This is a genomic window from Vibrio glycogenivorans, assembly GCF_051660965.1.
GTDB lineage: Bacteria > Pseudomonadota > Gammaproteobacteria > Enterobacterales > Vibrionaceae > Vibrio.
On record NZ_JBPVIS010000009.1, the window covers coordinates 147,459 to 172,922 of the forward strand.

The following is a 25,464-nucleotide window of genomic DNA, read 5'->3' on the forward strand; positions in this document are numbered from 1 at the left end:
TGGGGTAGGTTTGACCCTACCCCAACAACTTTAGTCAGTGATGTCTTGAAGAAGAACATCAAATCCCGTACCCGCACTATCGTCGATAGCAATCGCTTGATAAACCACACCGTCTGCCACTGTGACCTCTAGAGGACCGATTGCAACGGTCTCTGCGTCACCCGCCACGGTGATAGTCAAGAAGTAAGTACCGGCCTCGACATAAACACCACCCACACTTTCCTTATACGCGAAGTTGCTTAGAGCTGGATCACTTCCTTCTATTGACGCGTTAGCCGTCAAGTACACATCGACAAACTCCGCAATTGGGTTCGCAGCGGCATGCACTACATTAAGGATAGCGCTTGTTGCGACTGGGCGTCGGATATCGCCGACAACAAGTGGTTCAATCGCCAACGGTTCTGCTGTAGTTAACACTGCATAGATACTCGTATCATCCCCTGCAGCGACTTCAAAGCCCTCTACAGAAATCAGCCCGTCTTCTGTCCCAGCGACGACCACATCAAGGTCGTACGCCCCTGCCGGCAGGTCTAGATAATCGGATACCGTTTTAAATTCCACTCCTTGCAAGCCTGCAACTGGCGCGCCGTTGGCAAGAACGTCAACCGCTGGCGCACCATCAACCAAGTGGCCAACACGTACATCTGCCGTCTCGCCCGCATCATAAATGATGCTGGTATCAGTGCCGTCCATCACCATGAGCTTGACGGGTGATGCTCCGTCAGAGTCTGGATTGAGGACAGCAGCAATGGTTAACTCGACCCCAGCAGGAAGATCAATTGCGCCCGAATCAAATGCCACAGCGTCTGAGCCTACAGGCTGGAGGCGCACTCTATACTGCCCTGCCGGTACATTCTCTACCCCAGTAAAGCCAGAGTACTGTAATGTGTCTAAAGGAGAAGACGCATTGAGGCTTGCGTCTGGCGCAGTCACGAAAACGTTGACATCGGGTACACCCGAAGCCGCGTGGACAATCTGTACATCTAACGACTCTGAATCAGCTTGTCCAGCTCTAGGCCGCTCGACAACTAGAGGAGCTACCTCGTTATTTTCACCACCAGCGTCACCGATCACCATGACTGTGTATCGCATGTCGCGTGCCAGACGAAGCTCGGTCGCAGGTATGACCGTTGTAACAGCGTCACCGGGAAGCTGCACATCAACTTGCACAGTGTTGGTGCCTGCATTGACGCCCAAGAAACCTGACGATGTGGCGTATTCGACACCAGTGAGAATTTCCCTGTTGTTGAGCAAAACGTTTGCTCTCGGTGCGTCTGCGGATGCATGCACAGCCTGAAGTGAAGAGCGTGGACGATCGTCGTCATCATCATGATGACAACCAATTAGCGTCGCTGAAGCTGCCACGAGAGCGACGATAGCTAGTTTGTTCATGTTGCCTTTCCTCTAGTGAGACTTCGGAGGTTCGATGGCTTGGGCAAGAAACACCAGGGCCTCATCGCTGTCGGCCTGCACCGAGAGAAAGTCAAAGTGACTAACCTTAAGCGGTAACAATTCCAACCAGCGCTGCGAGACCCATACGGCGTCTTCGAAATAACACTCGTCATAAAGCTCAGCAATCTGTGGAAACTGCTCAAACACCGAGCGCAAATGAGCGCTCACGTAAGCAAATTCTTCATTTATCCGTGCTTTAGGCCAGGGTGGTAGCCAGCTCACATCCGCTCTTCGTAAACCATCGGGGTCGGTGGTTACTGTCTGTGTCGCGAATGTTTTGCTGCCCATCACCGTTATTCCGAGCATGCCATCGTCAAGCTCTTCGAAGTCAACAATGTTGACGTATGTTCCGTGATTCGACACATTGCGAGGAGGCGGCGCGCCCTCATCATTGATCAAGCACATGCCAAACCCTTCGTTATTGCGCAGGCACTCGGTAACCAGACGCATGTAGCGCGGCTCGAATATTCTGAGCTTCAGACGACCTTGCGGAAAAACCACTGATCGCAAAGGGAAAAGCATAATGTTTGCCATGAACTAGAACCTCTCTCATTGGTCACCGATCTGCTACGTGACACTTTTCACAACAGATCATCGATGCCAAGACAATGGGCTGGCAAATAGCGTGATCAAGATCACATTAAGCTGTATGTGGAATGCAAACATTTGCGCAAACGCTTGCTCAACATCGCATAAAGTTCCGCGCAATCGCTTGCTTTTGTGATATGGATCACACTTTATTTTGCAAAATATGTCAGATACCCCTTTTATTTGAGATTTATATCGTTATCATTCTGCCCCGTAAATTGGTGAGCGAAGATTGTTCACTTTTAAAGTCCTTAACACCTTTTAGAGAATTTCCAGTATGCGCAAATCACTTCTATCTCTAGCTATGATCGCAGCAGCAGCTGCAGCTCCAGCTCACGCAGAAAAACTGTACGACTTCGGTTCTGTATCTCTAAACCACATCGAGTGGTTTGATGCGAACCCACACCACGAGCAACTAACTTTCGTAGAAGTAGAGTACGGCGCAGGTTACACTTGGGGTTCACACTACGGCTTTATCGACCTAGAGCGCAACCACGACGGTGACAACTCTCTATCTGTTAAGCAAAACTTCGCTTACAACCTAGGTGAGAGTGACTTCGCTGCATTCGGTCAAGTATTCCACGCAGAGTCTCTTGAAGACCGTCGTGATTTCTACTCAACTGATTGGGTTCTTGGTATGCAGTACAACGGCTTTGACTTTGGCAAAGTTATGTTCAAGCCATTCCTAGGTGCGGTTTACTCAAACAACAACGGTACTGACGGCGACTTCAACGGTGGTATGTACGGTCACCTACTTGTTGCACCAATCAACGAGCACTTCACTATCACTAACTGGCACGAGACTCAGTTCGCGAAAGACGAGAAGTTCGACGGTGAGTCATACTCACACAACGGTGCAATCGCAGCTTGGTACCACACACCAGTTGAAAACTTCGACCTAGGTCTACAGTACCGCTACGGTATCCACAAGCTTGGTACGTACGCACAAGACGGTAACCACGGTGCAATCTTCACGGCTAAATACAACTTCTAATCCAAGTTGAATCCGAAATTGCAAAAATGGCGCTCTTAGAGCGCCATTTTTATTGGCATCAGCCCAGCGCTTGATTATCCTTAGCAGCACTATTTTCTATTCTAGGTTGCTGTGAACATTACCCTTCTCGGCCCAGGCGCGATTGGCAGCCTATGGGCATATCATCTAAGCCAAAATGGTCATCAAGTCACCCTGTGGGGACGCGGCGACTCTGGCAGCTGTACTTATCATCTTGATCACCAGCCTGAGATCACCCTAGCCTGCAACCAATTAGAGGCACTGGCACAGGCCGACTTAGTCTTGATTACGGTCAAGGCCTGGCAGGTCGAAACGGCGCTTGAGCCACTTGTCGATCACCTACACCCAGACACTATGATTGTTCTGATGCATAACGGCATGGGCACGGCTAGCTGGCTTGCGAATAAGCTGAGTAACAACCCACTTCTACTCGCAACGACCACTCACGGAGCCTTGCGCGTCTCCGAGCGCGAGATTCGCCATACCGGGCAAGGCATCACCCATCTCGGCGGTATTAACCACGCTGGCAAGCAGTGTCATTTTCTCAAAGAGGTCCTAGCGCATAGCTTACCCCGCGTTGCTTGGTGTGACGATATCCAGGCCGCACTGTGGAATAAGCTCGCAATAAACTGTGCTATCAATCCGATCACTGCAAAATACGCCATCACCAATGGCGAACTGGCCAAGCCAGAGTACTATCGAGAGTTGGTCGAGGTGGTGCGCGAGGTGCACCGGGTAATGATCGCTGAGGGTATTCCTATCGAGCTTACCGAGCTTCAGGCTAAGGTTGATGATGTGGTGCGCTTGACCTGCAAAAACTACTCCTCTATGCAGCAAGATATTGAGCATGGCCGGCGCAGTGAGATCGACTACATTACCGGCTATCTGCTGCGCCGAGCGAGCGCACATCAACTAGAGTTACCGTATAATCAGGCTCTATATGAGCACATCCAGCAAATGGAAAAAGAGAATCTATCCCATGAGTAAAAAAGTCCTTGTCCCAATCGCCCCAGGCACTGAAGAGATGGAGGCAATCACCATCATCGATATGATGGTGCGTGCGGGTTATGACGTGATCACCGCCAGCGCCGAGTTTGACGGCGCCTTGGTGATGAAAGGCTCGCGTAACATCACCCTCACGGCTGACTGCACCTTGGTTGATATCGCCGATGACGAGTTTGATGCCGTTATCTTGCCTGGTGGTGTGGGCGGCTCAGAGGTGTTTCGTGACAGCACCGTGCTGGTTGAGATTGTGCGCCAGCAGATGTACGAGGGCAAATTGGTCGCGGCAATCTGCGCTGCGCCTGCGCTGGTTCTGCAGCACCACAAGCTCTACTCAGAGGCGCTGATGACCTGCCACCCAAGCTTTCAAGCGCACATCCCAGAGTCAAATTGGCGCGTGAAGCGCGTCACCTATGATGTGAATCATAACCTGCTCACCAGCCAAGGGCCGGGCACGGCGCTGGAGTTTGCCATGGAGATCATTATCCACCTATCTGGCAAAGCCCACGCATGGAGCGTTGCCGAGCCGATGATCACGGTACCCAACCTGCATTACAACAAACTGGGTGAGCAAGCCGATGCTTGATATTCATGCCGTTCGCCAGCAGTTTCCCGCGCTGAGTCAGAGCGTCAATGATACGCCGCTGGTGTATCTCGACAGCGCGGCGACCACGCAAAAGCCGCAGTGCGTGATTGATACTATCAGTCACTATTACTCGCGCCAGAATGCCAATGTGCATCGTGGCAGTCACAGCCTTACCGCGCATGCCACCAGCCAGTTTGAGGCAGCCAGAGCGACCGTCGCCGAGTTTCTTGGTGCTGAGAGTAAAGAGATCATCTGGACACGCGGCGCGACCGAGGCGCTCAATCTAATTGCCCAGACCTATGCCCGCAGTGTCCTTGAGCCAGGTGACGAGATCTTAGTCGGCGAGATGGAGCATCACGCCAATATTGTCCCATGGCAGATTGTCGCCGAGCAGACAGGCGCCACGCTGGTCAAGATACCGATGACCACCGAGTGCCAACTGAATATGCAGGCTTACCAAGCCCTGCTGTCGGCTAAAACCAAGATCGTCGCAGTGGCACACATTACTAATGTGACCGGCACCCGCCAGCCCGTTGAACAAGTGATCGCACAGGCTCATGCAGTTGGAGCAAAGGTGGTGGTAGATGGCGCGCAAGGCATTGTCCATGAGCCGCTCTCTATGTCTGAGCTCGATGCCGACTTTTATGTCTTCTCTGGCCATAAGCTGTTTGCCCCAGCGGGCATTGGCGTGCTTTATGGCAAGCTTGAGTTGCTTGAGGCCATGCCGCCCTGGCATGGCGGCGGTAAGATGGTCGAGCGCGTTTCGTTTGAGCGCACTACCTTCTCACAACTGCCGGGCAAATTTGAGGCTGGAACCCCCAATGTTGCAGGGGCACTGGCGCTTGCGACGGCAATAAAGTGGTATCAAGGCTTTGATCTAGCCCAGGTTGAAGCGCATATTCATCAGCTTCACCTGCGCACTTATCAAGCGCTGCAAGCGATAGAAGATATTGAGGTGCTCGGCTATCAACCTGAGGCTTCTGTACTGACTTTTGTTGTCGACGGTGTGCATCATCAAGATATTGCCACCCTACTCGATCAGCAAGGTATTGCGGTGCGTGCTGGGCACCACTGTGCTCACCCACTGATGGACGCGCTCAAGGTCAAAGGCACGGTCAGGATCTCCTTTGCAATCTACAACAGCTTAGAGGATGTCGAGCGTCTAATCGCAGCGATTGAGAAAGCCATGGATATGCTCTAACCAACCTCTGCCATGGAAAAATGAGCACTCACGTGCTGAGTGCTCATCGATTTCTTCTTGTAGGGAGTTAATGCCGGTTACTCGGCCCGATAGTCCTTAGGGGTTTGATCGAGGTTTTTCTTAAATACCGAATACATGTACTGCAGAGAAGGGTAACCACACAGATCGGAAATCTCGGCAATCGGCAGCGATGTGGTGCTGAGCAGATTGCAGGCACGATTGAGCTTGGCGTTGTGGATTTCCTGATGAATCGAATGCCCCCGCTCATGCTTAAACCGCCCTTCCATATTCGAGCGCGAGATCCCAACATAACTCAACACTTGCTCCACCTTGATCCCCTTACAGGCATTGTGGCGGATATAGTGCATCGCCTGGATCACATAGGGGTCTTTAAGGGCCTTAAAATCGGAGCTTTGCCGAGCAAAGACCTCAGTCGGTGGCACCAATACCCGTGGCATCGATGTCCGCCCTCCCTTGCCCTCAAGCATGTTATGCAGCATTTTCGCCGCGCGATAGCCCATCTCTTTGCACCCTTGGCCCACCGAGCTAAGCGAAACGCGAGTCAGATATTGCGCCAACTCTTCGTTATCAATCCCAATCACCGAGACCTTATCCGGCACCATCACGCCCAAGCGCTCACACACTTGCAGCAAATGCCTTGCCCTTGAATCGGTGACCGCGATGATCCCTACAGGGGTCGGAAGCATCTCAATCCAGTCGGCGAGTCGATTCATATCGTACTGCCAGGTCTTTGAGCAGGTCTCAGCGCCAAGAAACACCGCACCGTGGTAACCCGCTTTCTCGACTATCTGATTAAACGCCAGCTCGCGCTCTTTTGCCCAGCAGCGTGAAGAGTCCGACGGGACACCGTAAAAGGCAAAGTTCTCAATACCCTTATCCTTAAGGTGCTCAAAGGCAAGCTGGACCACCGCATAATTGTCAGTAGCGATATAGGGCACGTTCGGGTACTGAGCCGGATCATGATAGGAGCCGCCAACCGCAATCACAGGCACCTCAAGGGCCGAGAGTTTGGCGGCCACCTCCGGGTTATCAAAATCGGCAATGATGCCATCCCCCTCCCACTCATCGAGATGTTCGAGATGAGTGACAAAATCCTCCTCAAGGAAGATATCCCACTCACACTGGGAGGCTTGCAGATACTCACCGATGCCCTCTATTACCTGACGGTCATAGACTTTATTGGCATTAAACAGCAGTGTGATACGAAAACGTTTATCCATACAAAAACAAAGCTGAATGAAATTTAAGCGATTGTATCAACCTGGCTGCGAACGATGTTTGACTCAAAACTCAATTAAGCACATCCACTCGCGATGGAGCGCACAAAAAAAGAGCTCGCTAGGGCGAGCTCTGTGAGGGGTGGAATCGAGTTACTCAAAAATAATCCGATTAACGATATTCTCTAGGTACTCCTGACGACCAGACTCAATCCCTGGTGCGATGTCATTATCGAGCGCATACTGCATCACCGATTCGAGACTCATGTCGCCTGCCAAGATCTTTCTGCCCAAACCATCATTCCAGCCTGCATAGCGCTGAGCAATGTTCTGCGATAACTGATCGTTCTCAATCATCTTCGCCGCACGCTCTAAAGACAGTGCCATGGTGTCCATACCACCAATATGGCCATGGAACAGGTCCGCAGGGTCAACCGAAGGACGGCGCAGTTTGGCGTCAAAGTTAAAGCCACCGGTGGTAAAGCCACCAGCCTTGAGGATTTCGTACATGATCAGGGTGTTTTCCTCAACACTGGTTGGGAACTGGTCGGTATCCCAGCCAAGCTGCGGGTCGCCTCGGTTGGCATCGATAGAGCCAAACAGACCGAGCGATGTGGCCGTCGCCACCTCGTGTTGGAAGCTGTGACCGGCCAGAGTGGCGTGGTTAGCCTCGATATTCACCTTGACCTCTTTCTCAAGGCCAAACTGCTTGAGGAAGCCATACACGGTTGCTGTGTCGTAGTCGTACTGGTGCTTGGTCGGCTCTTGTGGCTTAGGCTCAATCAAGATGGTGCCTTTAAAGCCGAGCTTGTGCTTATGCTCCACTACCATCTGCATCATGCGGCCAAGCTGCTCGCGCTCTTGACGAAGGTCCGTATTGAGCAGGGTCTCATAACCCTCACGACCGCCCCACAGTACATAGTTTTCCGCACCTAGGCGCTTCGCCGCGCCCATGGCATTAAAGATTTGCGTGGCAGCATAAGCAAACACTTTCGGATCGGGGTTGGTGGCTGCGCCACACATGTATCTTGGGTTTGAGAAGGCATTGGCCGTACTCCAAAGCAGTTTGACGCCCGACTCTTGCTGCTTCTGCTCAAGGTAGTCGACCATCTGCGCGAAGTTATTCACGTACTCTTTGATATTGCGGCCTTCAGGTGCGACATCGATATCATGGAAACAGTAGTACGGCACGCCAAGCTTGGTGAAAAACTCAAACGCGGCATCGGCCTTCATCTTCGCCATCTCCATGGCGTCGCCACCCTTCATCCACTGACGATCATAAGTACCCGCGCCAAATACATCCGAGCCTGGCCAACAGAAGTTATGCCAATAACAAGCGGCAAAACGCAGATGCTCTTTCATCGATTTACCCAACACCACTTTGTCGGCATCGTAATATTGAAAAGCAAGAGGGTTATCAGAAGTGCTTCCCTCATATTTAATCTTATCTATACCGCTGAAGTACTGTGTCATAAAGATAACTCCCATTTGGATTTATTTAGCTGTCCAGTTCATCTTTGACCTTTATCTGTGCGTCTGCAATTACGATATTTTATTTTGGATTTTATCTATTTTACTTCTGTGCTTTAGATCGCAATAGTCATTTACCACTCGCCAATATATATCCGTAAGTCACTGTATTTAAATAAATAAAAATTAGTGTTGTTCATGTCGATTATTTACAACTCTTTAACCAAATCACAAAATAGAAAGTTAGCAAAAAAACATAAAACACTAATTAAATCTATTAAAAGAAAGTGCTAAATCCATGTTGTAGAGTTTTAGTCAGCTTGCAATAAAAGCAACGCGTACCCTACATGAACGTGATACAAAGGATAGTGAAATGAAAAGATTAATAGCACTTCTATGTACTACACTGATGATCATTAGCACCCCAGTTTTAGCTAAGAGTCTTAAGATTGGTATGGTGATCGATGACTTGCGACTTGAGCGATGGCAAAAAGACCGAGATATATTTGTCGATACTGCAGAATCTCTCGGCGCAAAAGTATATGTTCAGTCCGCCAATGGTAATGAACAGACCCAAATATCGCAGGTCGAAAATATGATCTCACGCGGTGTTGATGTCTTAGTTATTATTCCAACTAATGGTGAAGTTCTCTCTAATGTTATTCGAGAAGCCAAGCGTGATGGTATTAACGTTCTCGCTTATGACCGTATGATCAGCAATGCCGATATTGACTTCTACCTATCCTTCGATAACGAAAAAGTCGGCGAGCTGCAGGCCAAATCCTTGATTGAAGGCAAGCCGAGCGGTAAGTACTTCCTGATGGGCGGCGCACCAACCGACAACAACGCTAAGCTATTCCGTCAAGGTCAAATGAACGTGTTGCAACCTAAGATCGATGCCGGCGAGGTTGAGATCGTGGGTAACCAATGGGTTGACTACTGGCTCGCGGAAAACGCACTCAAAATCATGGAAAACGCGCTGACCGCGAATCATAACGACATCGATGTGGTGGTTGCCTCAAACGACGCGACCGCTGGTGGTGCAGTGCAAGCCCTAGAGGCTCAAGGCCTGGCAGGTAAAGTTCTGATTTCGGGACAAGATGCTGATTTGGCGGCAATTCGTCGTATCGTCGATGGCACTCAAACCATGACCGTCTACAAGCCAATCCCGGCCTTGGCAACCCGCGCCGCTGAAATCGCCGTTGAGCTTGGCAACAACAAAGCGCCCGCGAGTAATGCAACCCTCAACAATGGCACCAAAGATGTCCCTTCTTGGCTACTTGAGCCTATTGCTGTCAATCGCACCAACCTAAAAACCACCGTGATTGCGGACAACTTCCATTCAGAAAAAGACGTTTACCGATAATTCGACCTGACGCTAGCAAAGGCGCTTAGCGCGGCTTTGCTAGTACTTATTGAGGAGTGTCTATGGCCTTACTATTGGAAATGCGCGGCATCGTGAAAAAGTTTGGTGCCGTCAAAGCCTTGGATGGCGTCAGCATCCACCTGCAAGAAGGGGAAGTGCTGTCTTTATGTGGCGAAAATGGCTCGGGAAAATCCACCCTGATGAAGGTGTTGTGCGGCATCTACCCATATGGCGATTATGAGGGCGAGATCATCTATAAAAATACGCCTATTCAGCCCAAAAAAATCTCTGACACCGAGGCCCTTGGCATCGCCATCATTCACCAAGAGCTGACCCTAGTCAAAGAGTTAAGTATTTTAGAAAACCTATTCTTGGGTGCAGAGCTGTGTAGCCATGGCATCATGGATTACGAGCGCATGCACCTTGAAGCGGCCAAGCTATTGCAAAAAGTTCGCTTGGATGTCTCTCCGCAGACCATCGTTGGAGACTTAGGGGTCGGCCAGCAGCAATTAGTCGAAATCGCCAAGGCGCTATCAAAAGACGCCAAGCTGCTGGTGCTTGACGAGCCGACCGCACCACTGACCGAGTCAGAGACTGATATCCTGCTGTCACTGGTCAAAGAGCTGCGCTCTAGCGGCGTGGCGTGTATCTATATCTCGCACAAGCTCGGCGAGGTCAAAGAGATTTCCGATCATATCTGCGTGATCCGCGATGGTCAGCATATTGGCACGCGCCCCGCCGATGAGATGAGCACGGACGACATCATTACCATGATGGTCGGTCGTGAGATGAAACAGCTGTTTCCAAGAGAAGAGCACGATATTGGCGAGGTGGTTCTCGAGGTCAAACAGGTTAACGCGTGGGATAAAGCCAACGCCTCAATCCCTAAAGTGCGCAATGCCAGTTTTCAGCTGCGCCGAGGGGAGATTTTAGGCGTCTCCGGTCTGGTCGGTGCAGGACGAACTGAGCTCATGGAGTGCCTCTACGGCTGCTACCAAGGCAAGCATCAGGGCGAGTACTTCCTTGAGGGACAGCAACTTGTCATCAACAGCAGTAAAGAAGCGCTGAGTTACGGCATTGCCATGGTGCCAGAAGATCGCAAGCGCAATGGCATCGTGCCGATCATGGGAGTCGGAGCCAATATTTCCCTGTCTGCTATCGATCAGTTTACCCATCACGGCGTGGTGGATGACACTCGCGAGGCCAATGCGATTGCCGATTCAATTACGCGCCTAACGGTCAAAACCCCCAATACTGAGCTGGCGATCAGAAACCTCTCTGGGGGTAACCAGCAAAAAGCCATCCTTGCCCGCTTTCTGATGGTTAAGCCGAGTGTGCTGATCTTGGATGAGCCGACTCGAGGCATTGATGTCGGCGCGAAATACGAGATCTACAAGTTAATGTTTAGCCTGGTTAAACAAGGGATCAGCATCATTATGGTCTCCTCCGAGCTACCTGAAGTGCTCGGCATCAGCGACCGCGTGCTGGTGATGCACGAGGGCGAGATCAAGGGCGATTTGATCAACCAAAACCTGACGCAAGAAATCATTTTAGACTGTGCGTTATCTGAAGGAGAGACCGCATGATGGAACAATCAACATTACTCAATAAAAAGTCTGAGGGCGGGCTGGTTTCTCAGCTGAAGCAGATGAACGTACAGCTGCTGGTCATGGCAGCCGCTATCTTGGTTATCATGCTGTTTTTCAGTGTGATGACCGACTGGGCCTACCTCACTCCACGTAACATCTCTAACCTTTTCCGCCAAACCGCCATCACGGGGATTTTGGCGATAGGTATGGTGTTTGTCATTATCAGTGGCGAGATTGACCTCTCAGTGGGCTCGATGATGGGGCTGCTCGGCGGTGTCGCTGCTATCCTCGACGTGTGGCTTGGAATGCCCTTAATCGTCACGATTATGTTCACCCTGACAGCCGGTCTGCTGCTTGGTACCTGGAACGGCTGGTGGGTGGCCTATCGTAAAGTACCATCGTTTATCGTCACGCTCGCGGGCATGCTGGCGTTTCGCGGCATCCTGATCGGTATTACTGATGGCACCACGGTGGCACCCACCTCAGAGGCGATGTCAATCATTGGCCAGAGCTATCTGCCTAACATGATAAGTCTTGTGCTTGGTGTGGGCTGCTTGGCAATGTACTTTGGTTGGCAGAAAAAACGCAACATTCAACGTAAAAAGTATGACCTTCCGGTGCCTAGCACTCAGGCCTCCTTGCTGAAAAATACAGTATTAGGTATCGCGATCTTAAGCATCATCCTGCTGCTTAACGATTATCGCGGCGTACCTACCCCAGTGCTGCTGCTCACCATCTTCCTGGTTGCCGGCGCGTTTATTGGTCTTAAGACCCGTTTTGGCCGTCGAATCTACGCCATTGGCGGCAACATTGAGGCCTCACGTTTGTCGGGCATAGACGTTGAAAAGAACAAGCTGTCTGTCTTTGCGATGAATGGCTTTTTGGTCGCTGTGGCCGCGCTGATCCTAAGCTCGCGCCTTGGCGCAGGCTCGCCATCGGCGGGGAATATTGCTGAGCTTGATGCGATTGCGGCCTGTGTGATTGGTGGTGCGAGTCTCGCCGGTGGGGTCGGTACCGTTGTTGGGGCTGTGATCGGCGCCTTTATCATGGCCTCGCTGGATAACGGCATGAGCATGATGGACGTACCGACCTTCTGGCAATACATCGTCAAGGGCTCCATCTTGCTGCTCGCAGTATGGATGGACAGTGCAACCAAACAGAAACGCTAAGTAAGTGAGGCAAGTTATGTATATCGGTATTGATTTAGGTACATCGGGGGTCAAGGTGATTGTTCTCGATGATGGCGATAATATCCTCGCGAGCGAGACAGAGTCTTTGACGGTGCAGCGCCCTTATGAGCTGTGGTCAGAGCAAGAGCCTGAGCAGTGGTGGCACGCCACTTGCGCAGCAATGGATAAACTCAGTCAACAGATGGATTTATCCAATGTGGCCGCCATTGGCCTCTCCGGGCAGATGCACGGCGCGACCCTGCTCGATGAGCAAAATCGCGTGCTGAGACCGGCCATCCTTTGGAACGATGGGCGCTGCTTCGAGGAGTGTTTAGAGCTTGAGGAGCTCGTGCCCAACTCACGACAAATCACTGGCAACCTGATGATGCCCGGCTTTACCGCGCCCAAGCTCAAGTGGGTACAAAAACACGAGCCTGAGATCTTTGCCCAAGTGGCGAAGGTATTGCTGCCAAAAGACTACCTTAGATACCAATTGTCAGGGGACTTTGCCTCTGAGATGTCCGATGCCGCAGGCACTATGTGGCTGGATGTCGCCAAACGCGACTGGAATGATGAGCTACTCAAAGCCACAGATTTAACTCGTGAACAGATGCCTAAGCTTTACGAGGGCAGCGAGATCACAGGAACTCTATTGCCTGAGCTTGCCGAGCGTTGGGGCATGGATTGCGTACCTCTTATCGCCGGTGGCGGCGATAATGCTGCGGGAGCGGTTGGCGTCGGGATCACTCAGCCGGGCCAAGCCATGCTTTCACTAGGCACCTCTGGGGTCTATTTTGCCGTCAGTGATGGCTTTCTTGCCAACCCAGAATCGGCGCTGCATAGCTTTTGTCATGCGTTACCCAAAACCTGGCACACCATGTCAGTGATCTTAAGCGCGGCCTCCTGTCTCGACTGGGTCGCTAAGCTCACCAACCAGCCTGATGTTGGCACTATGCTGGATGAGGTCGAAAGCGATGCCAGTCCAAGCTCGAAGCTGGTATTTTTGCCCTATCTTTCCGGTGAGCGCACCCCGCATAACGACCCGAAAGCCAAGGGGGTCTTTTTCGGCCTAACCCACGAAACCTCACGCGCAGACATGGCCCAAGCAGTATTGGAAGGTGTTGGTTTTGCCCTTGCTGATGGTCTTGATGCCGTGCATCAAACCGGCATGGTACCAGAGGAGATATCCTTGATTGGCGGCGGCGCAAGAAGCTCATACTGGCGCCAGATGCTGGCGGATATTTTTGGCCATAGATTGGTCTATCGTTCAGGCGGAGAGGTTGGCCCCGCACTCGGCGCAGCCAGACTGGCAAGGTTAGCGGTCGCCAAAGGCGCCACACTAGCAGACGTATGCCCAGAGCCAGAGCTAGTCGCAATCCACGAGCCAAACCCACAGCGCACTCAAGCCCTAGCAGAAAAACGTGCAACGTATAAAAACTTATATACGTCGCTTAAAGATCTATTCTAATCAAGTCCCGGGCAACTGAAGGGTTATCCTCGGTTGCCCAACGAACACCCCTCGCAGCAACGCGATCTCGCCTCTCTCGCTTAAGAGCGAGCAAGCCCCTGGATTTGCTCAACAATCGCCTTAAGCCCATTACCACGTGAAGGACTAAGGTGGTCAATCAAGCCCAGAGCAGCAAAATACGTATCGATATCAAACGCCTGGATCTCTTGACTGGTTTTGCCATCGTAAGCCGCCACCACCAGCGCGATTAAACCGCGCACAATACGCGCGTCTGAGTCGATAAAAAAGCGCCACTGCTGACCATCCAAGCGGCTAAGCAGCCACACCTGACTCTCACAGCCTGCAACCGTCACCTGCTCTGACTTGAGCTCATCCGGCATCTTGGGCAGTTTTTTTCCCCATTGGATCACCTGACGATAACGGTCTTCCCAGCCATGAAACTGCTGCATCGTCGCAACAATATCATCCGCGTTGATCTCGGTGCCAAATGGAGTGTCGGGAAAGGTGCTCATAGTAATAGACCTGCCTTACGATTGAATTAAGAATACTTCTGGATCAGTTTTTCGACAATTCTTGCCACAGCAACAAAGCCGAAGGTCGCGGTCACCACCGTTGCAGCGCCAAAACCACTGGCACAATCCATGCGCTTTGGCCCTTCTGCAGTCGACTTCACCCCACAAACGCTGCCATCAGGCTGCGGGTATTTGAGCTGCTCGGTTGAGAACACGCACTCAATACCAAACTTACGCTGTGGATTAGTTGGAAAGTTATGGTGACGACGCAGGGTATCTTTGATCTTCTTCGCTAGAGGGTCTTGAATCGTTTTGGTCAGATCCGCGACCTTAATCTGGGTTGGGTCAACCTGACCACCGGCACCACCTGTGGTGATCACCTTGATCTTGTTGCTGCGACAATACGCCAGCAGCGAGGCTTTCGCCTTAACACTATCGATCGCATCCAGCACATAGTCATACTCTTTACTCAGATACTCATGCTGATTGTCTGGCGTAATAAAGTCATCAATCAGGTTCACTTTACACTCAGGATTGATCAGCTTAATGCGCTGCTCCATCACCTCAATCTTGCTCTGGCCAACTGTGCCGGACATGGCATGGATCTGACGGTTGATGTTGGTCACGCAAACATCATCCATATCAATCAGGGTGATCTCGCCAATCCCAGTGCGTGCAAGCGCCTCTGCTGCCCATGAGCCAACGCCGCCGATACCGATCACACACACGTGCGCCGCCCTGAGGATTTCAACTTCACTGTTGCCGTAAAGTCGGCGCGTGCCGCCAAAACGTTGGTTGTAGTTGTCCGAGGCTGGTGCATCAAGAGTGCGCATACAGGTTCCTATCACAAGCAGAAAAAGAAAGAGTGCGATTTATACGCACTCTTACTGCAAATGTCTAGAGCTAAGCGTCGTTACGGCTTTGCGGTTGGCAGGCTCCAAGGTGCCTGACTGGGTGAGTTTTCCAAGCCCAACTTCCATACCCGACCAAAGTGCTTGTAGTGCCCCGCCTCAGTGCCCGCGCGCGCGCCCATACCATGGTAGAGGTCTAGGTGGTTTTGCTTCACTGCACCACCGGTATCGAGCACGATTAGTAGGCGCAATTGATGCACCCCACTCCAGCTACCATCCGGATTGAGCAGCGGCACTTCCGCCAAAATCGGCGTACCCATGGGCAGAATATCGCGATCGCCTGCGACTGATGCCATCGGTAACAAAGGGATGCCCGCCGTGCCTGTCACAGGTGCAGAGGCGCTCGGAGAGAAGAAGACAAACGAAGGATTTTGCTCAAGCAGCTCTTGCACTACACCTGGCTCATTAGCCATGACCCAATCTTTGATTGCTTTAAGCGACATGTCTTCGCGGGCCACCTCGCCGCGCTCAATCAGGATCCGACCGATACTGACGTAAGGACGGTTATTTTTGCCGCCATAAGCAAAATACTCGAGCGAGTCATCATCTTGAAAGTGAACAAAGCCGCTGCCTTGCACCTCCATAATAAACGGGTCGATTCTATTATTGGCATAACCCAGCTCCAACTCTAGCCCATCTAGCGCGCCAGCATAAATCTCTGCGCGAGTCGGACAGTCACTGTCGCAATCAGGCATGGCGTAAACCGGGTAGCGAAACTCCTCATTCGCCTCATGACGAAGCTCCATCACAGGAGAAAAATAGCCCGTAAACAAAACATTACCCTGAGAGTCCGCACCACCGAGCTGCGCTACTTGTACGCCGTAGGCCGCCAGATCACTTGGCTCACCTGACTGTAGCACCCAGTCATTGAGCTGCTGATAAAGCTGCTGATAGGTTTTCGCCATCGAGGGGGAATTCTCAACTACCTGCTCAGCCTGGGCAGAGAACTTAGTGAAATCACGCGGGCTCTCAGACTCGACGAGGTCTACACGATTGAGGATGGTGCCAAACTCACCATCTCGGTATTGCTGGGCAAGTTCTGTGTCAGGTTGCTGCGCACAGCCGCTGAGTAGGGAAAGCGATGCCAGGGTGGCCAAAGCCATAGGTTTGTTCAATGTTATTTCCTTATCTGAGCTCTTGGTTGTATTGCTCGATATTGCGATAGGTCGGGTTATATAAGGCATCCGACTCCATTATCATCTCGGTGTCTTCTTGGTTGAGGATGCGAAAGCGTACGGTTTCCCCCGCCACTTGAAACTCAACATAGCGACCGTTAAAGCGATAGTCGGTAGCAACGACTCGCCCACTGCGCGAAACACCCAGCTCGCTCAAGGTAAAGCTATCTCGCACATGCCGAGCTACCTCAAGCTCAACCCAACGCCCGTAGAGCTTTTCTTTGGGGTATTTACTCTGCTGCACTTGCCCGTAGAGATCGGTATAAAGAGCAACAGCGACCAAGGTGCTGAGGGTCGCTAACAAAATCAGCGAACGTTCGATATATTTACGTCGAAATGCCTTATGGTTATCTATCATGTTTGTATCATTACTCTTACCGATTGAAGTCAACTAAGCGCAAAGTCAATGTGATATCGAGACGGTACTGAGCTAAATGACTGGTGAGCGCCAACGTTCATTTCCAGTATCTTCCTTATTCATATTTTGTTACTCAATACTATGATCTTTTTGTCTTAAGCCTTGTTTTTTATAATTATTCACTCTGTAAACTATACACTTAAATCACGCACATCAACCGTTTTAAAACCTACGCTATAACGACTAATCTACCGGATGCAAAGAGCGAGTAAGTATCTTAACTCACTCAGTCGATTTATGCCGTAACCATAGAAGTATATCGATGAAAAATAAATTCTTTGCTTTTGCAATTGCCGGAGCTGTCTCTGGTGCTAGTTATGCCCAGCAGGCAGAGCAACTAATGGGTCACAGAGTTGGGCTCGGTTACTCCCAATTATCCACTAAGGGCGACAAAGCAAGTTCAGGCCTCAAACTAGATTACGGTTATGACGTAAGAGATATCGTTGGGATAACCGCATCCTATGAAAAGCACACCTACTTTTTCTTTGGCCTCATCGATGTGAGCTCGGTTCGCTTTGGGACTGATATTGGCTACGCTTTTCACTCTGATAGTAGCAGTAACACCCTAAAACCCTATTTTGCAATCGGTTTGAACTTGTATGAGGAAGAGATACTCGGTAAATCAAGCTCTAATACCTCACCCTATTATGGAGTTGGGCTTCGCTCTTATATGGGTGAGCATTTCTATTTGGCTTCTGAACTGACAATGACTGATCTCGGCTCTAATGATGCTCAGAATGTCAGCATTACCTGTGGGTATAAGTTTTAAGCTGCTTGTTTTTGAAACCAGCGCATTTTCTGCCCGCAGCTTGACAATAAAACCTTGCATACCGAAGAATATAAATACAAAATAAAAACATATTTATTCACACGGAAAGCAACAGTGAAGATTCGCAACACGGCGCTTGTTAAAGGGTTTCGTCAGTCCACCCCTTACGTCAATGCCCACCGAGACAAAACCATGGTGTTTATGATCGGTGGAGAGGCGATCGCCGACAAAAATTTTACCAATATCGTCAGTGATCTTGCGCTCCTGCATAGTTTGGGTGTTCGGATCGTTCTTGTGCATGGCTGCCGCCCACAGATCAACACCATTCTAGCGCATCACAATTATGCTACGCCTTACCACAAAGGCATTCGCGTCACGGATGAGCACGCCCTTGGACTGGTGATGCAAGCCTCCGGTCAGCTACAACTCTCGGTAACCGCTCAGCTGTCGCTGTGCCTGAATAACACCCCGATGGCCGGCACCCGACTCAACGTCGTCAGTGGTAACTTTGTCACCGCCCAGCCGCTTGGGGTAGAAGATGGTATCGACTACTGCCACAGCGGCAAGGTACGTAGAATCGATATCGAGGGCATCAACAATATGCTTGATCAAGGCTCGATTGTCCTACTTGGTCCTGTAGCCAGCTCTGTGACCGGAGAGAGCTTTAACCTGCTCTCTGAGGACGTCGCAACACAGGTGGCCACCCGCTTAAAGGCGGACAAACTGATCGGATTTTGCTCCGAGCAAGGCATCATTGATGCTAAGGGCAACGCCATTGCCGAGCTATTCCCCACCCAAGCTGAACAGTATCTTGAGCACTACCTTGGTAGTGAACCTTTCCTCTCAACCGGCTCTACCCGCTTTCTTAAAGCCGCAATCACAGCTTGCCGCGCCGGAGTGCCTCGCTCTCACCTAGTCAGCTATAAGAAAGACGGTGCACTGCTGCAAGAGCTGTTTTCATTCGATGGCATAGGCACTCAGATCGTGATGGAGAGCGCCGAACAAGTGCGTCATGCTCAGATTGATGATATCGGCGGGATACTGGACCTGATTAGGCCGCTCGAAGAGCAAGGGGTGTTGGTGCGCCGCTCACGCGAACAGCTGGAGCGTGAAATCCACCAGTTCACGATTATCGAAAAAGATGGCCTAGTCATAGGTTGCGCTGCGCTTTACCCCTATCTCAACGACCAAATGGCCGAGATGGCCTGCATGGCGATTCACCCAGAGTACCGCGATGGCAATCGGGGGCTGGTATTGCTCAACCACATGCGCCAACAAGCACGCCAGGCCAGTATCGAGCAAATTTTTGTCCTCACCACCCACAGCCTGCACTGGTTCCGTGAGCAAGGCTTTGTCGAAATGAGCGTCAGCGAACTCCCGGTCGAAAAACAAAGCCTCTACAACTACCAGCGGCGCTCGAAAATACTCGCGCTCAACGTTTAAAACGTTGAAGGGGGCGGGGACGCTTCGCTACGAGGTTCGGGTACGCTGCAAAAACAGTTTCGAGAACGCTACGCTACGAGAAACGAGTACGCTGCGCTTCGAGGGGCACACGCTGTATGTGTGGTGGATGTTTGGACAACGAGCATGCTTCATGCCTCTGCGTAGTTTTGTTGAGGAGCTTATTAACAAGCGAGGGGTTCACAGCGCACTGTGAACTCCTCGCTCCCCGTAGGGCAAAGCCCGTACTCGCACCTCGAACCTTATGCGAGTCTGTCAATCAGGCCGCTGGTGCGTTCGGTGCGAGTTTGCACGGCGCGGTTGACTACCGCTGCGTCAGCGTAGAGTGCTAGGCGGGATTTGGCTCGGGTGATGCCTGTGTAGATAAGCTCGCGGGTCAAGATTGGGCTGAAATCTGGTGGCAGGATCATAGCGGTGAAGTCGAACTCACTGCCTTGGGATTTATGGATGGTCATCGCGAATGCTGTCTCGTGCTCGGGGACACGGCTGGGTAAGATCGCCTTGACGCTGCCGTCTGGCATCTCGAAGAAGACCTTGAGCTTGCGCTGGCCATCCTCGATAACGGGCAGGCAGAGGCCGATGTCACCATTGAATAAGCCAGAGCTTGGGTCGTTGCGTGACACCATCACTGGGCGGCCGCTGTACCACAGCTCCTCGCCTTTGCTGATCAGTCCGCGTTGATTAAGCGTGCGCTCAATACGCTCATTGAGTCCCACCACACCAAAATCCCCCTCACGCACTGCGCACAACAAGCGGCACTGAGCAAATAGATTTAGGATCGATTGTGCTTGGACCTGGGCATCATCACCGAGGCCATCGCTATCAATCGCTTTGAGGTATTGGGCATACTCATCGGTCAGTTGCCCGAGCATCTGAGTATAATGGCTGGCACTGAGTGGATAATGCTCAATATCGGCAAACCCTTTTTGCCACACTTGGTTGACCCGACTCACCTCGCCTGAGTTGATCGCCTTAGCCAATTGGCCTATCCCTGAGCGTGCATCAAATCGATAGCTCTTTTGCAGCATGCACAGGCAATCAGCCAAGCTGGTGCCTTTTTGCCGGCTCTGTTTCAGTGCGCTATAGCCGGTCAGTGATGCCAAGGTCTCAGATTGGCTATCACTGTAGCCCTGCTCATAAAAAGAAAACACATCGCCGAGCACCGCCCCTGCTTCGACCGATGATAATTGGTCTCGGTCACCAAGCAGGATCAAGCGCGCATGGCTTGGCAACGCCAAGCAAAGCCGATACATCATCGGTAAGTCAACCATCGAGGCCTCATCCACCACCAAAATATCCAGATGGAGCGGGTTATGTTTGTGATGACGAAACTCGACGCTATTGGGGATGGCGCCGAGCAAGCGATGTAAGGTACTCGCCTCGGTTGGGATTAGAGCCTTCATCTCAGGCGCAATCGGCAACTTTTGGATCGCTCCGCCAATCGATTCGGTAAGACGGGCCGCTGCCTTACCCGTGGGGGCTACAAGCTTAATACTCGGGCTCTCTCCGTCAGCGGTAGCTTGCTCTACCAGCGCCGCCAACAGCTTGGCCACCGTGGTGGTCTTGCCGGTACCCGGCCCACCCGATATTACTGTAAAACGACGAGTCAATGCCGCCGCCGCCGCGACCTTTTGCCAATTCAGACAATGGCGCTCAGGAATAAGCGCATCGAGCCCACTAAGATCAGCGATACTTCTTGCCCCGGTGAGCAATCGGTCGATGGCGGCCCAGTCCAAACCTTGCTCCTCAACGATGTCTAAGTGATCACAAGTGAGCATCTGGCGCACCACCGCACTGTCACTCCCCTCCTCGCGAGCCTTGTTCAGTGCCGTATACAGGAACTGATACTGGCGACGAAACAGGTGATCGAGCGATTGACGCAAACGCTGTTGCTGGGTGCGATCCAGGGCCACGGTGGAAGCGAGATGGTCAAGATGACTGGCCAGCTGAAGCTCATACCACCAATATCGCTGCAGGTAGACTCGTCCTGTCTCATATACCAGTGGACAATCACGACTATCTCCACTTGACACCAAAGGCGAGTGAGTCAGCACACTGTGCCAATCATGCTCATCGATCGCCTGACTAAATAAGATGGCATTCTCGCCAAACAGTCCCAACCTTTGTGCCCAAGCGGGACCATTGCCATTGGGTGATAGTGACAGGCAGATATGCCCCTTACCTACCTGACTGCTGACGATAGCGACCAATAGCACCAAGCTCTCATCGGCGCCATGACGCGCTAACATCCGTGCGAGTTGAGTATCAAGCTGACGAAGATAGCCACTGGCTAATAGCCACTCTCCCCATTGAGTAAAAGTACGTTGAGTTAAAGTACGTTGCTCCACCTAGATGCTCTCCTGTTTAGTACTGATTTCAGGGTTATGATTTTGCTTATCGTCAATCAGGTCACTCAGCTCTTCGAGCATCGCTTGTGACGGGCGTGCACGGAAAATACCGTTGTCGCTCTGGCCATCCACACCGCGCAAAAAGACATAGAACACGCCACCAAAATGGGTTTGATAATCGTAATCTGCCAGACGACTTTTCAGCAGGCGATGTAGGGCGAGCGAATAGATTTGATATTGCAGGTCGTAGCGATGGTCCGCCATAGAGTATTCGAGTGCCGACTGGTGATAGTCCTCGACGCGATCGCCTAAGTGGTTCGATTTCCAGTCCAGCACATAGTATTTACCCTGATACTCAAACACCAAGTCGATAAAGCCCTTGAGCATGCCTTGTACGCTAGCAAAACCGAGCTCTCCAGCTCGCTCCGACAAGCTGTCGTGCTGCTGGATCACGCGATTGAGCGCCGGTGCAGAGAGAAGCCTGATCGGTAACATAAACTCCATCTCGACCAAGCGCTGCGCAGGCTTGGTCTCAGCTAAGCGCATCTGCTCACCATCCAGCGGCGTGCTGAGTACGGTATCCACCAGCGACTGCAACACCTCAAGCCACTGCTCATCGATTGAGGACTGCTGCATCAGTTCGCTGATCACTTGGCGATTGTGCTCGCTGCTAGCCGCTTGGGCGTAATCGACCTCCTCGAACAAAGAGTGCAGGAAGGTACCTGGCTGTGCGCCACGCGGGAAGTTGAAGATCGACAGCGCCGCTTCTTGCTCGGCCTCATCCAACTCATCAGCCGAGTCGACATCAAAGGTCGCATCATCGATGATCAGCTCGTTGTGACCGTGACCACCTTGCTTAATCAGTCCCGAGTAACTGGTCATACGCCAGCTGCGATCAATCGCCTTAGTCAGCGCCAAGGCATTCATCGGCTGCTCTGCAGGCGCAACTGGCGTGTATATTTCATCCGTCAGCTCAGGCGGCGTGCTCTCTTGGACGCTACCAAGCGCCTTTACCTGCACTTGAATGGCATCAGTGAGCGCTTGAATACCGCCCGGCTGACCATCTTGAAGCAGATAGCCAATCGCACTTTGGTGCACCCCGGTAGGCTCTTTGGTTGAGCGACCATTGCGCAGGGGCGCCGCGCCCAGATAACACCCATAAACGGCCCGAGTCAGGGCAACATAAATCAGGCGCAAGTCTTCTGCCAAGCGCTCTTTATCGGCGGCCGCCAGCGAATTAGGCTGGGCCAAGATATCCAGTACCGTGCCATCGAGCTCAGCGTCGTAGTACTTAGCCTCACTCGCCTCACGCGCGGCAAAGACAAACGGCAGGAAGACCAGGTCATACTCCAGACCTTTCGATTTATGGATGGTGACGATCTGCACCAGGTTACGCTCAGATTCGAGGCGCTGGATCTCATCATCACTGCCACTGACGCCCTGCTGAACATCACTGATCGCCTGACTGAGCCAGCGTACTAGTGCTTGATGGCTCTCAAGATCGGCGGACGCCGCCTGCAAAAGCTCACTAAGATGCAAGTAGTCGGTCAGCAGTCGCTCCTCGCCCGCCGCCAGCCAGGCTTGAGCTAGACCACGCCGATTCAACACCTCGCGCAGCATAGGTAGAATGCCGCGACTAAACCACAAGCGTTGATAATCTTTAAACTCCAGCAGCGCCTGCTCCCACTTATTCTCATCCTCGTTGAGAAGATCCAGCTCCTCGAGAGGCAGGTTGAATAGCCGCGCAGACAGGGCCGCTTTGACGCTGCGTTCATCGCCAGGAGTCAGCACCGCGGTTAGCAAACGCAGAATATCAACGGCAACAGCGCGGCCAAACACGCTATCGCGATTTGATAGATAGACACTGGCGATGCCCTGCTGAGCTAAGCTTTGCTGGATGCGGCGCCCCTCAGCGCCAGTGCGCACCAGCACTGCAATATCCCCCGCTTGGATGGCTTGACTCTTTTCGCCATTGATCAGCACAGCCTGTCCTTGATCGGCCGCGGTCAAAATACGTTGGATCTCACTCGCCGTCGCACTGGCCATGACATCAAGGTACTCGCCTTTGCTGACGGGCTTATCTTGTGCCTCTTGACACCAGTAGATCAGCGATGGCTGTTGCTCACCAGCGATTTGCCACTGGCGCAAGTGCGCCTTAGGGCTGGCTGAGACGGGCAGAAATGGAATGTCGTCATCGTAGATAAATGGACTGCTTGGCAGGTCAAAGACTTGATTGACTGCCGCGACCATATCCGCGCTTGAGCGCCAATTGGTGCCAAGCGTGTAGTGAGCACTGACCTGATTACGCGCCTTGATATAGGTAAAGATGTCGGCACCACGAAAGGCATAAATCGCCTGCTTGGGATCGCCAATCATAAATAGACCACACTCAGGGTGACCGAGGTAGATACGACTAAAAATGCTGTACTGCAAGGGATCGGTATCTTGGAATTCATCGATCATCGCAATCGGATAAAGCTGGCGAATACGCTCACTAAGTAGCCCCTGCTCATCGATATCCAATGAGGCGGAGAGCTGCGTCAGTAGATCATCAAAAGACAACCACTGCTTGCGCTGCTTGGCCTGCTGAAGTTTTTCACGACAGTGAGCTATCGCATGGGCTAACAGTGGCGCTTTGAGGCTGACTGGCTGCGCAATAAACGCCTCAATCGCGGCAAAAGTCGCATGGCAGGGTGGCTCTCCTTTCGGAGTTTTGTCATTGAGTATCGCTTGGGAAAACTTCTCCAGCTGATCGGGGTAGCTGTAGTCCTGCGACGGTTGCGCAGCCCACGCATCGACGGCGGCGAGCCAGGTTGGCAGAGATTTCTTACTGTAGCTACGCTTATTTACCCCAGAGCCCTCGATCAGCCCTTGATAGTCTGATTGATGGGTACGCCACTGCGCTTTGAGCTCATCAATCTGGGCGAGATTGCGTTCATGGCACTCGCTCAGGCTACCACTCATCGGCTCAACAGTCAGCGTCAGCGGCGCGCCACTAAGGTAGCGGCCAATGTCAGCCAGCAAGGCACTAGGCTGTGACCATAAAGCGCGCACCTGCTGCGCAAGCACAATTGGTAAGCCATAGAACTGGGTGCGCCAGTAGTCTGCCACCACTTGCGCCTTGAGCTGCCCCTCATCGGTGACGAACTCATTGTTAAACCGACTGCCTGACTCAAATGCATTTTGCGTCAGCATGCGCTGGCAAAAGCCATGAATAGTGTACACCGCCGCCTCATCCATCTGGCGCTCGGCTTGCAGCAATAGCGCTACCGCTGACGGGTGGTCTGCAACTTGCTCAAGCAGGGGCTGGATCACGGGATCGTCACTGACTCCGCGACTAAAGGCGATACGCGCATCATGGATCCGGGCGCGGATCCGATCGCGCAGCTCAGCGGTGGCGGCCTCGGTAAAGGTTACCACCAAAATCTGATCGACCGTCAACGGCTGTTGATGGCGGGTATCATCCTCGCCGTGACCTAAGATCAGGCGCAGGTAAAGGCCCGCGATGGTGAAGGTTTTCCCTGTCCCTGCCGAGGCCTCAATAAGCCTGGCACCGTGAAGCGGAAACGTCATGGCATTCAGTGGTGTCACTTTGTGCGCGGAATCGGTCATAAAAATGTTCCTAGTAAGCCGTCTTCCTAGTTGATCAAACTGTGACCTAGGCTAGAAAAACCGAGTACATAAAATAAATTGCTAAATTTAAGCGGTTTGATGGGATCTCTCTCACGG

Annotated in this window: 20 protein-coding genes; 10 read left to right on the top strand and 10 right to left on the bottom strand. The window is 52.0% G+C overall.

Annotated features, from left to right (window positions below; all coding sequences use genetic code 11):
• Window positions 1-30 precede the first annotated feature (30 nt).
• Both ACSTTG_RS17635 and ACSTTG_RS17640 read right to left on the bottom strand, forming a co-directional pair.
• A complete protein-coding gene (locus tag ACSTTG_RS17635; RefSeq protein WP_438475721.1) occupies window positions 31-1,392 on the bottom strand; it encodes a DUF4397 domain-containing protein in 1,362 nt (453 codons plus the stop codon).
• Window positions 1,393-1,404: 12 nt separating this feature from the next.
• Window positions 1,405-1,986, bottom strand: a complete 582-nt coding sequence (locus ACSTTG_RS17640; RefSeq protein WP_438460279.1) for an LON peptidase substrate-binding domain-containing protein — start codon at window positions 1,984-1,986, stop codon at window positions 1,405-1,407.
• A gap of 331 nt (window positions 1,987-2,317) precedes the next feature.
• On the opposite strand from ACSTTG_RS17640, the gene ACSTTG_RS17645 reads away from it, so the two are divergent.
• The 4 genes from ACSTTG_RS17645 (at window position 2,318) to ACSTTG_RS17660 (ending at window position 5,841) form a co-directional block, all read left to right on the top strand.
• Window positions 2,318-3,034, top strand: a complete 717-nt coding sequence (locus ACSTTG_RS17645) for an outer membrane protein OmpK (protein ID WP_438475722.1) — start codon at window positions 2,318-2,320, stop codon at window positions 3,032-3,034.
• Window positions 3,035-3,145: 111 nt separating this feature from the next.
• Entirely contained in the window at window positions 3,146-4,039 is an 894-nt protein-coding gene (panE, locus tag ACSTTG_RS17650) for a 2-dehydropantoate 2-reductase (protein WP_438475723.1), read from the top strand.
• Window positions 4,032-4,640, top strand: coding sequence for a DJ-1 family glyoxalase III (locus ACSTTG_RS17655; protein ID WP_438460276.1), 609 nt, complete (start codon window positions 4,032-4,034; stop codon window positions 4,638-4,640). Before panE ends, ACSTTG_RS17655 begins: the two co-directional genes overlap by 8 nt.
• On the top strand, window positions 4,633-5,841 hold the full coding sequence (locus ACSTTG_RS17660; protein WP_438475724.1) for an aminotransferase class V-fold PLP-dependent enzyme: 1,209 nt from the start codon (window positions 4,633-4,635) through the stop codon (window positions 5,839-5,841). The genes ACSTTG_RS17655 and ACSTTG_RS17660 overlap by 8 nt, the downstream gene beginning before the upstream one ends.
• Before the next feature lie 77 nt (window positions 5,842-5,918).
• Here the strand turns inward: ACSTTG_RS17660 and ACSTTG_RS17665 are convergent, their stop codons facing one another.
• Both ACSTTG_RS17665 and xylA read right to left on the bottom strand, forming a co-directional pair.
• Window positions 5,919-7,082, bottom strand: coding sequence for a XylR family transcriptional regulator (locus ACSTTG_RS17665; RefSeq protein ID WP_438475725.1), 1,164 nt, complete (start codon window positions 7,080-7,082; stop codon window positions 5,919-5,921).
• Window positions 7,083-7,232: 150 nt separating this feature from the next.
• Window positions 7,233-8,552 carry a xylose isomerase gene (gene xylA, locus ACSTTG_RS17670; protein WP_438460273.1) on the bottom strand — a complete coding sequence of 440 codons (1,320 nt, stop codon included), beginning with the start codon at window positions 8,550-8,552 and terminating at the stop codon, window positions 7,233-7,235.
• A gap of 370 nt (window positions 8,553-8,922) precedes the next feature.
• Between xylA and xylF the strand changes: the two genes are divergently transcribed.
• From xylF to xylB, 4 genes are all read left to right on the top strand, one after another.
• On the top strand, window positions 8,923-9,915 hold the full coding sequence (gene xylF / locus ACSTTG_RS17675) for a D-xylose ABC transporter substrate-binding protein (RefSeq protein ID WP_438460272.1): 993 nt from the start codon (window positions 8,923-8,925) through the stop codon (window positions 9,913-9,915).
• A 62-nt stretch (window positions 9,916-9,977) separates the two neighbouring features.
• Window positions 9,978-11,501 (top strand): xylose ABC transporter ATP-binding protein, encoded by a 1,524-nt coding sequence (locus tag ACSTTG_RS17680; protein ID WP_438460271.1) that lies wholly within the window; start codon window positions 9,978-9,980, stop codon window positions 11,499-11,501.
• Window positions 11,501-12,673 carry a sugar ABC transporter permease gene (locus ACSTTG_RS17685; RefSeq protein WP_438460417.1) on the top strand — a complete coding sequence of 391 codons (1,173 nt, stop codon included), beginning with the start codon at window positions 11,501-11,503 and terminating at the stop codon, window positions 12,671-12,673. Before ACSTTG_RS17680 ends, ACSTTG_RS17685 begins: the two co-directional genes overlap by 1 nt.
• 16 nt (window positions 12,674-12,689) lie before the next feature.
• On the top strand, window positions 12,690-14,141 hold the full coding sequence (gene xylB / locus ACSTTG_RS17690) for a xylulokinase (RefSeq protein ID WP_438460270.1): 1,452 nt from the start codon (window positions 12,690-12,692) through the stop codon (window positions 14,139-14,141).
• Window positions 14,142-14,221: 80 nt separating this feature from the next.
• Here the strand turns inward: xylB and csdE are convergent, their stop codons facing one another.
• From csdE to ACSTTG_RS17710, 4 genes are all read right to left on the bottom strand, one after another.
• Window positions 14,222-14,653 (bottom strand): cysteine desulfurase sulfur acceptor subunit CsdE, encoded by a 432-nt coding sequence (gene csdE / locus ACSTTG_RS17695; protein WP_438460269.1) that lies wholly within the window; start codon window positions 14,651-14,653, stop codon window positions 14,222-14,224.
• Window positions 14,654-14,679: 26 nt separating this feature from the next.
• Window positions 14,680-15,486, bottom strand: coding sequence for a tRNA cyclic N6-threonylcarbamoyladenosine(37) synthase TcdA (gene tcdA, locus ACSTTG_RS17700; RefSeq protein WP_438460268.1), 807 nt, complete (start codon window positions 15,484-15,486; stop codon window positions 14,680-14,682).
• Window positions 15,487-15,566: 80 nt separating this feature from the next.
• Complete coding sequence (gene mltA / locus ACSTTG_RS17705) at window positions 15,567-16,667, bottom strand: murein transglycosylase A (RefSeq protein WP_438460416.1); 1,101 nt, start codon at window positions 16,665-16,667, stop codon at window positions 15,567-15,569.
• Between the two features lie 22 nt (window positions 16,668-16,689).
• Entirely contained in the window at window positions 16,690-17,097 is a 408-nt protein-coding gene (locus ACSTTG_RS17710; protein WP_438460267.1) for a DUF2850 domain-containing protein, read from the bottom strand.
• Between the two features lie 322 nt (window positions 17,098-17,419).
• Between ACSTTG_RS17710 and ACSTTG_RS17715 the strand changes: the two genes are divergently transcribed.
• Window positions 17,420-17,926 carry an outer membrane beta-barrel protein gene (locus tag ACSTTG_RS17715; protein WP_438460266.1) on the top strand — a complete coding sequence of 169 codons (507 nt, stop codon included), beginning with the start codon at window positions 17,420-17,422 and terminating at the stop codon, window positions 17,924-17,926.
• Window positions 17,927-18,040: 114 nt separating this feature from the next.
• Window positions 18,041-19,369 (top strand): amino-acid N-acetyltransferase, encoded by a 1,329-nt coding sequence (gene argA / locus ACSTTG_RS17720; protein WP_438475726.1) that lies wholly within the window; start codon window positions 18,041-18,043, stop codon window positions 19,367-19,369.
• A gap of 260 nt (window positions 19,370-19,629) precedes the next feature.
• Here the strand turns inward: argA and recD are convergent, their stop codons facing one another.
• Together recD and recB are read right to left on the bottom strand one after the other, a co-directional pair.
• Window positions 19,630-21,735, bottom strand: coding sequence for an exodeoxyribonuclease V subunit alpha (gene recD, locus ACSTTG_RS17725; RefSeq protein WP_438475727.1), 2,106 nt, complete (start codon window positions 21,733-21,735; stop codon window positions 19,630-19,632).
• The gene (gene recB, locus ACSTTG_RS17730; protein WP_438475728.1) at window positions 21,736-25,347 is read right to left on the bottom strand and encodes an exodeoxyribonuclease V subunit beta; all 3,612 of its coding nucleotides are present in this window, start codon (window positions 25,345-25,347) and stop codon (window positions 21,736-21,738) included.
• Between the last annotated feature and the right edge of the window lie 117 nt (window positions 25,348-25,464).

Coding starts and splice junctions, on each gene's coding strand:
- ACSTTG_RS17635 (WP_438475721.1), bottom strand. CDS start 1,392: ATGAACAAACTAGCTATCGTCGCTCTCGTGGCAGCTTCAGCGACGCTA.
- ACSTTG_RS17640 (WP_438460279.1), bottom strand. CDS start 1,986: ATGGCAAACATTATGCTTTTCCCTTTGCGATCAGTGGTTTTTCCGCAA.
- ACSTTG_RS17645 (WP_438475722.1), top strand. CDS start 2,318: ATGCGCAAATCACTTCTATCTCTAGCTATGATCGCAGCAGCAGCTGCA.
- ACSTTG_RS17655 (WP_438460276.1), top strand. CDS start 4,032: ATGAGTAAAAAAGTCCTTGTCCCAATCGCCCCAGGCACTGAAGAGATG.
- ACSTTG_RS17660 (WP_438475724.1), top strand. CDS start 4,633: ATGCTTGATATTCATGCCGTTCGCCAGCAGTTTCCCGCGCTGAGTCAG.
- ACSTTG_RS17665 (WP_438475725.1), bottom strand. CDS start 7,082: ATGGATAAACGTTTTCGTATCACACTGCTGTTTAATGCCAATAAAGTC.
- xylA (WP_438460273.1), bottom strand. CDS start 8,552: ATGACACAGTACTTCAGCGGTATAGATAAGATTAAATATGAGGGAAGC.
- xylF (WP_438460272.1), top strand. CDS start 8,923: ATGAAAAGATTAATAGCACTTCTATGTACTACACTGATGATCATTAGC.
- ACSTTG_RS17680 (WP_438460271.1), top strand. CDS start 9,978: ATGGCCTTACTATTGGAAATGCGCGGCATCGTGAAAAAGTTTGGTGCC.
- ACSTTG_RS17685 (WP_438460417.1), top strand. CDS start 11,501: ATGGAACAATCAACATTACTCAATAAAAAGTCTGAGGGCGGGCTGGTT.
- xylB (WP_438460270.1), top strand. CDS start 12,690: ATGTATATCGGTATTGATTTAGGTACATCGGGGGTCAAGGTGATTGTT.
- csdE (WP_438460269.1), bottom strand. CDS start 14,653: ATGAGCACCTTTCCCGACACTCCATTTGGCACCGAGATCAACGCGGAT.
- tcdA (WP_438460268.1), bottom strand. CDS start 15,486: ATGCGCACTCTTGATGCACCAGCCTCGGACAACTACAACCAACGTTTT.
- mltA (WP_438460416.1), bottom strand. CDS start 16,667: ATGGCTTTGGCCACCCTGGCATCGCTTTCCCTACTCAGCGGCTGTGCG.
- ACSTTG_RS17710 (WP_438460267.1), bottom strand. CDS start 17,097: ATGATAGATAACCATAAGGCATTTCGACGTAAATATATCGAACGTTCG.
- ACSTTG_RS17715 (WP_438460266.1), top strand. CDS start 17,420: ATGAAAAATAAATTCTTTGCTTTTGCAATTGCCGGAGCTGTCTCTGGT.
- recB (WP_438475728.1), bottom strand. CDS start 25,347: ATGACCGATTCCGCGCACAAAGTGACACCACTGAATGCCATGACGTTT.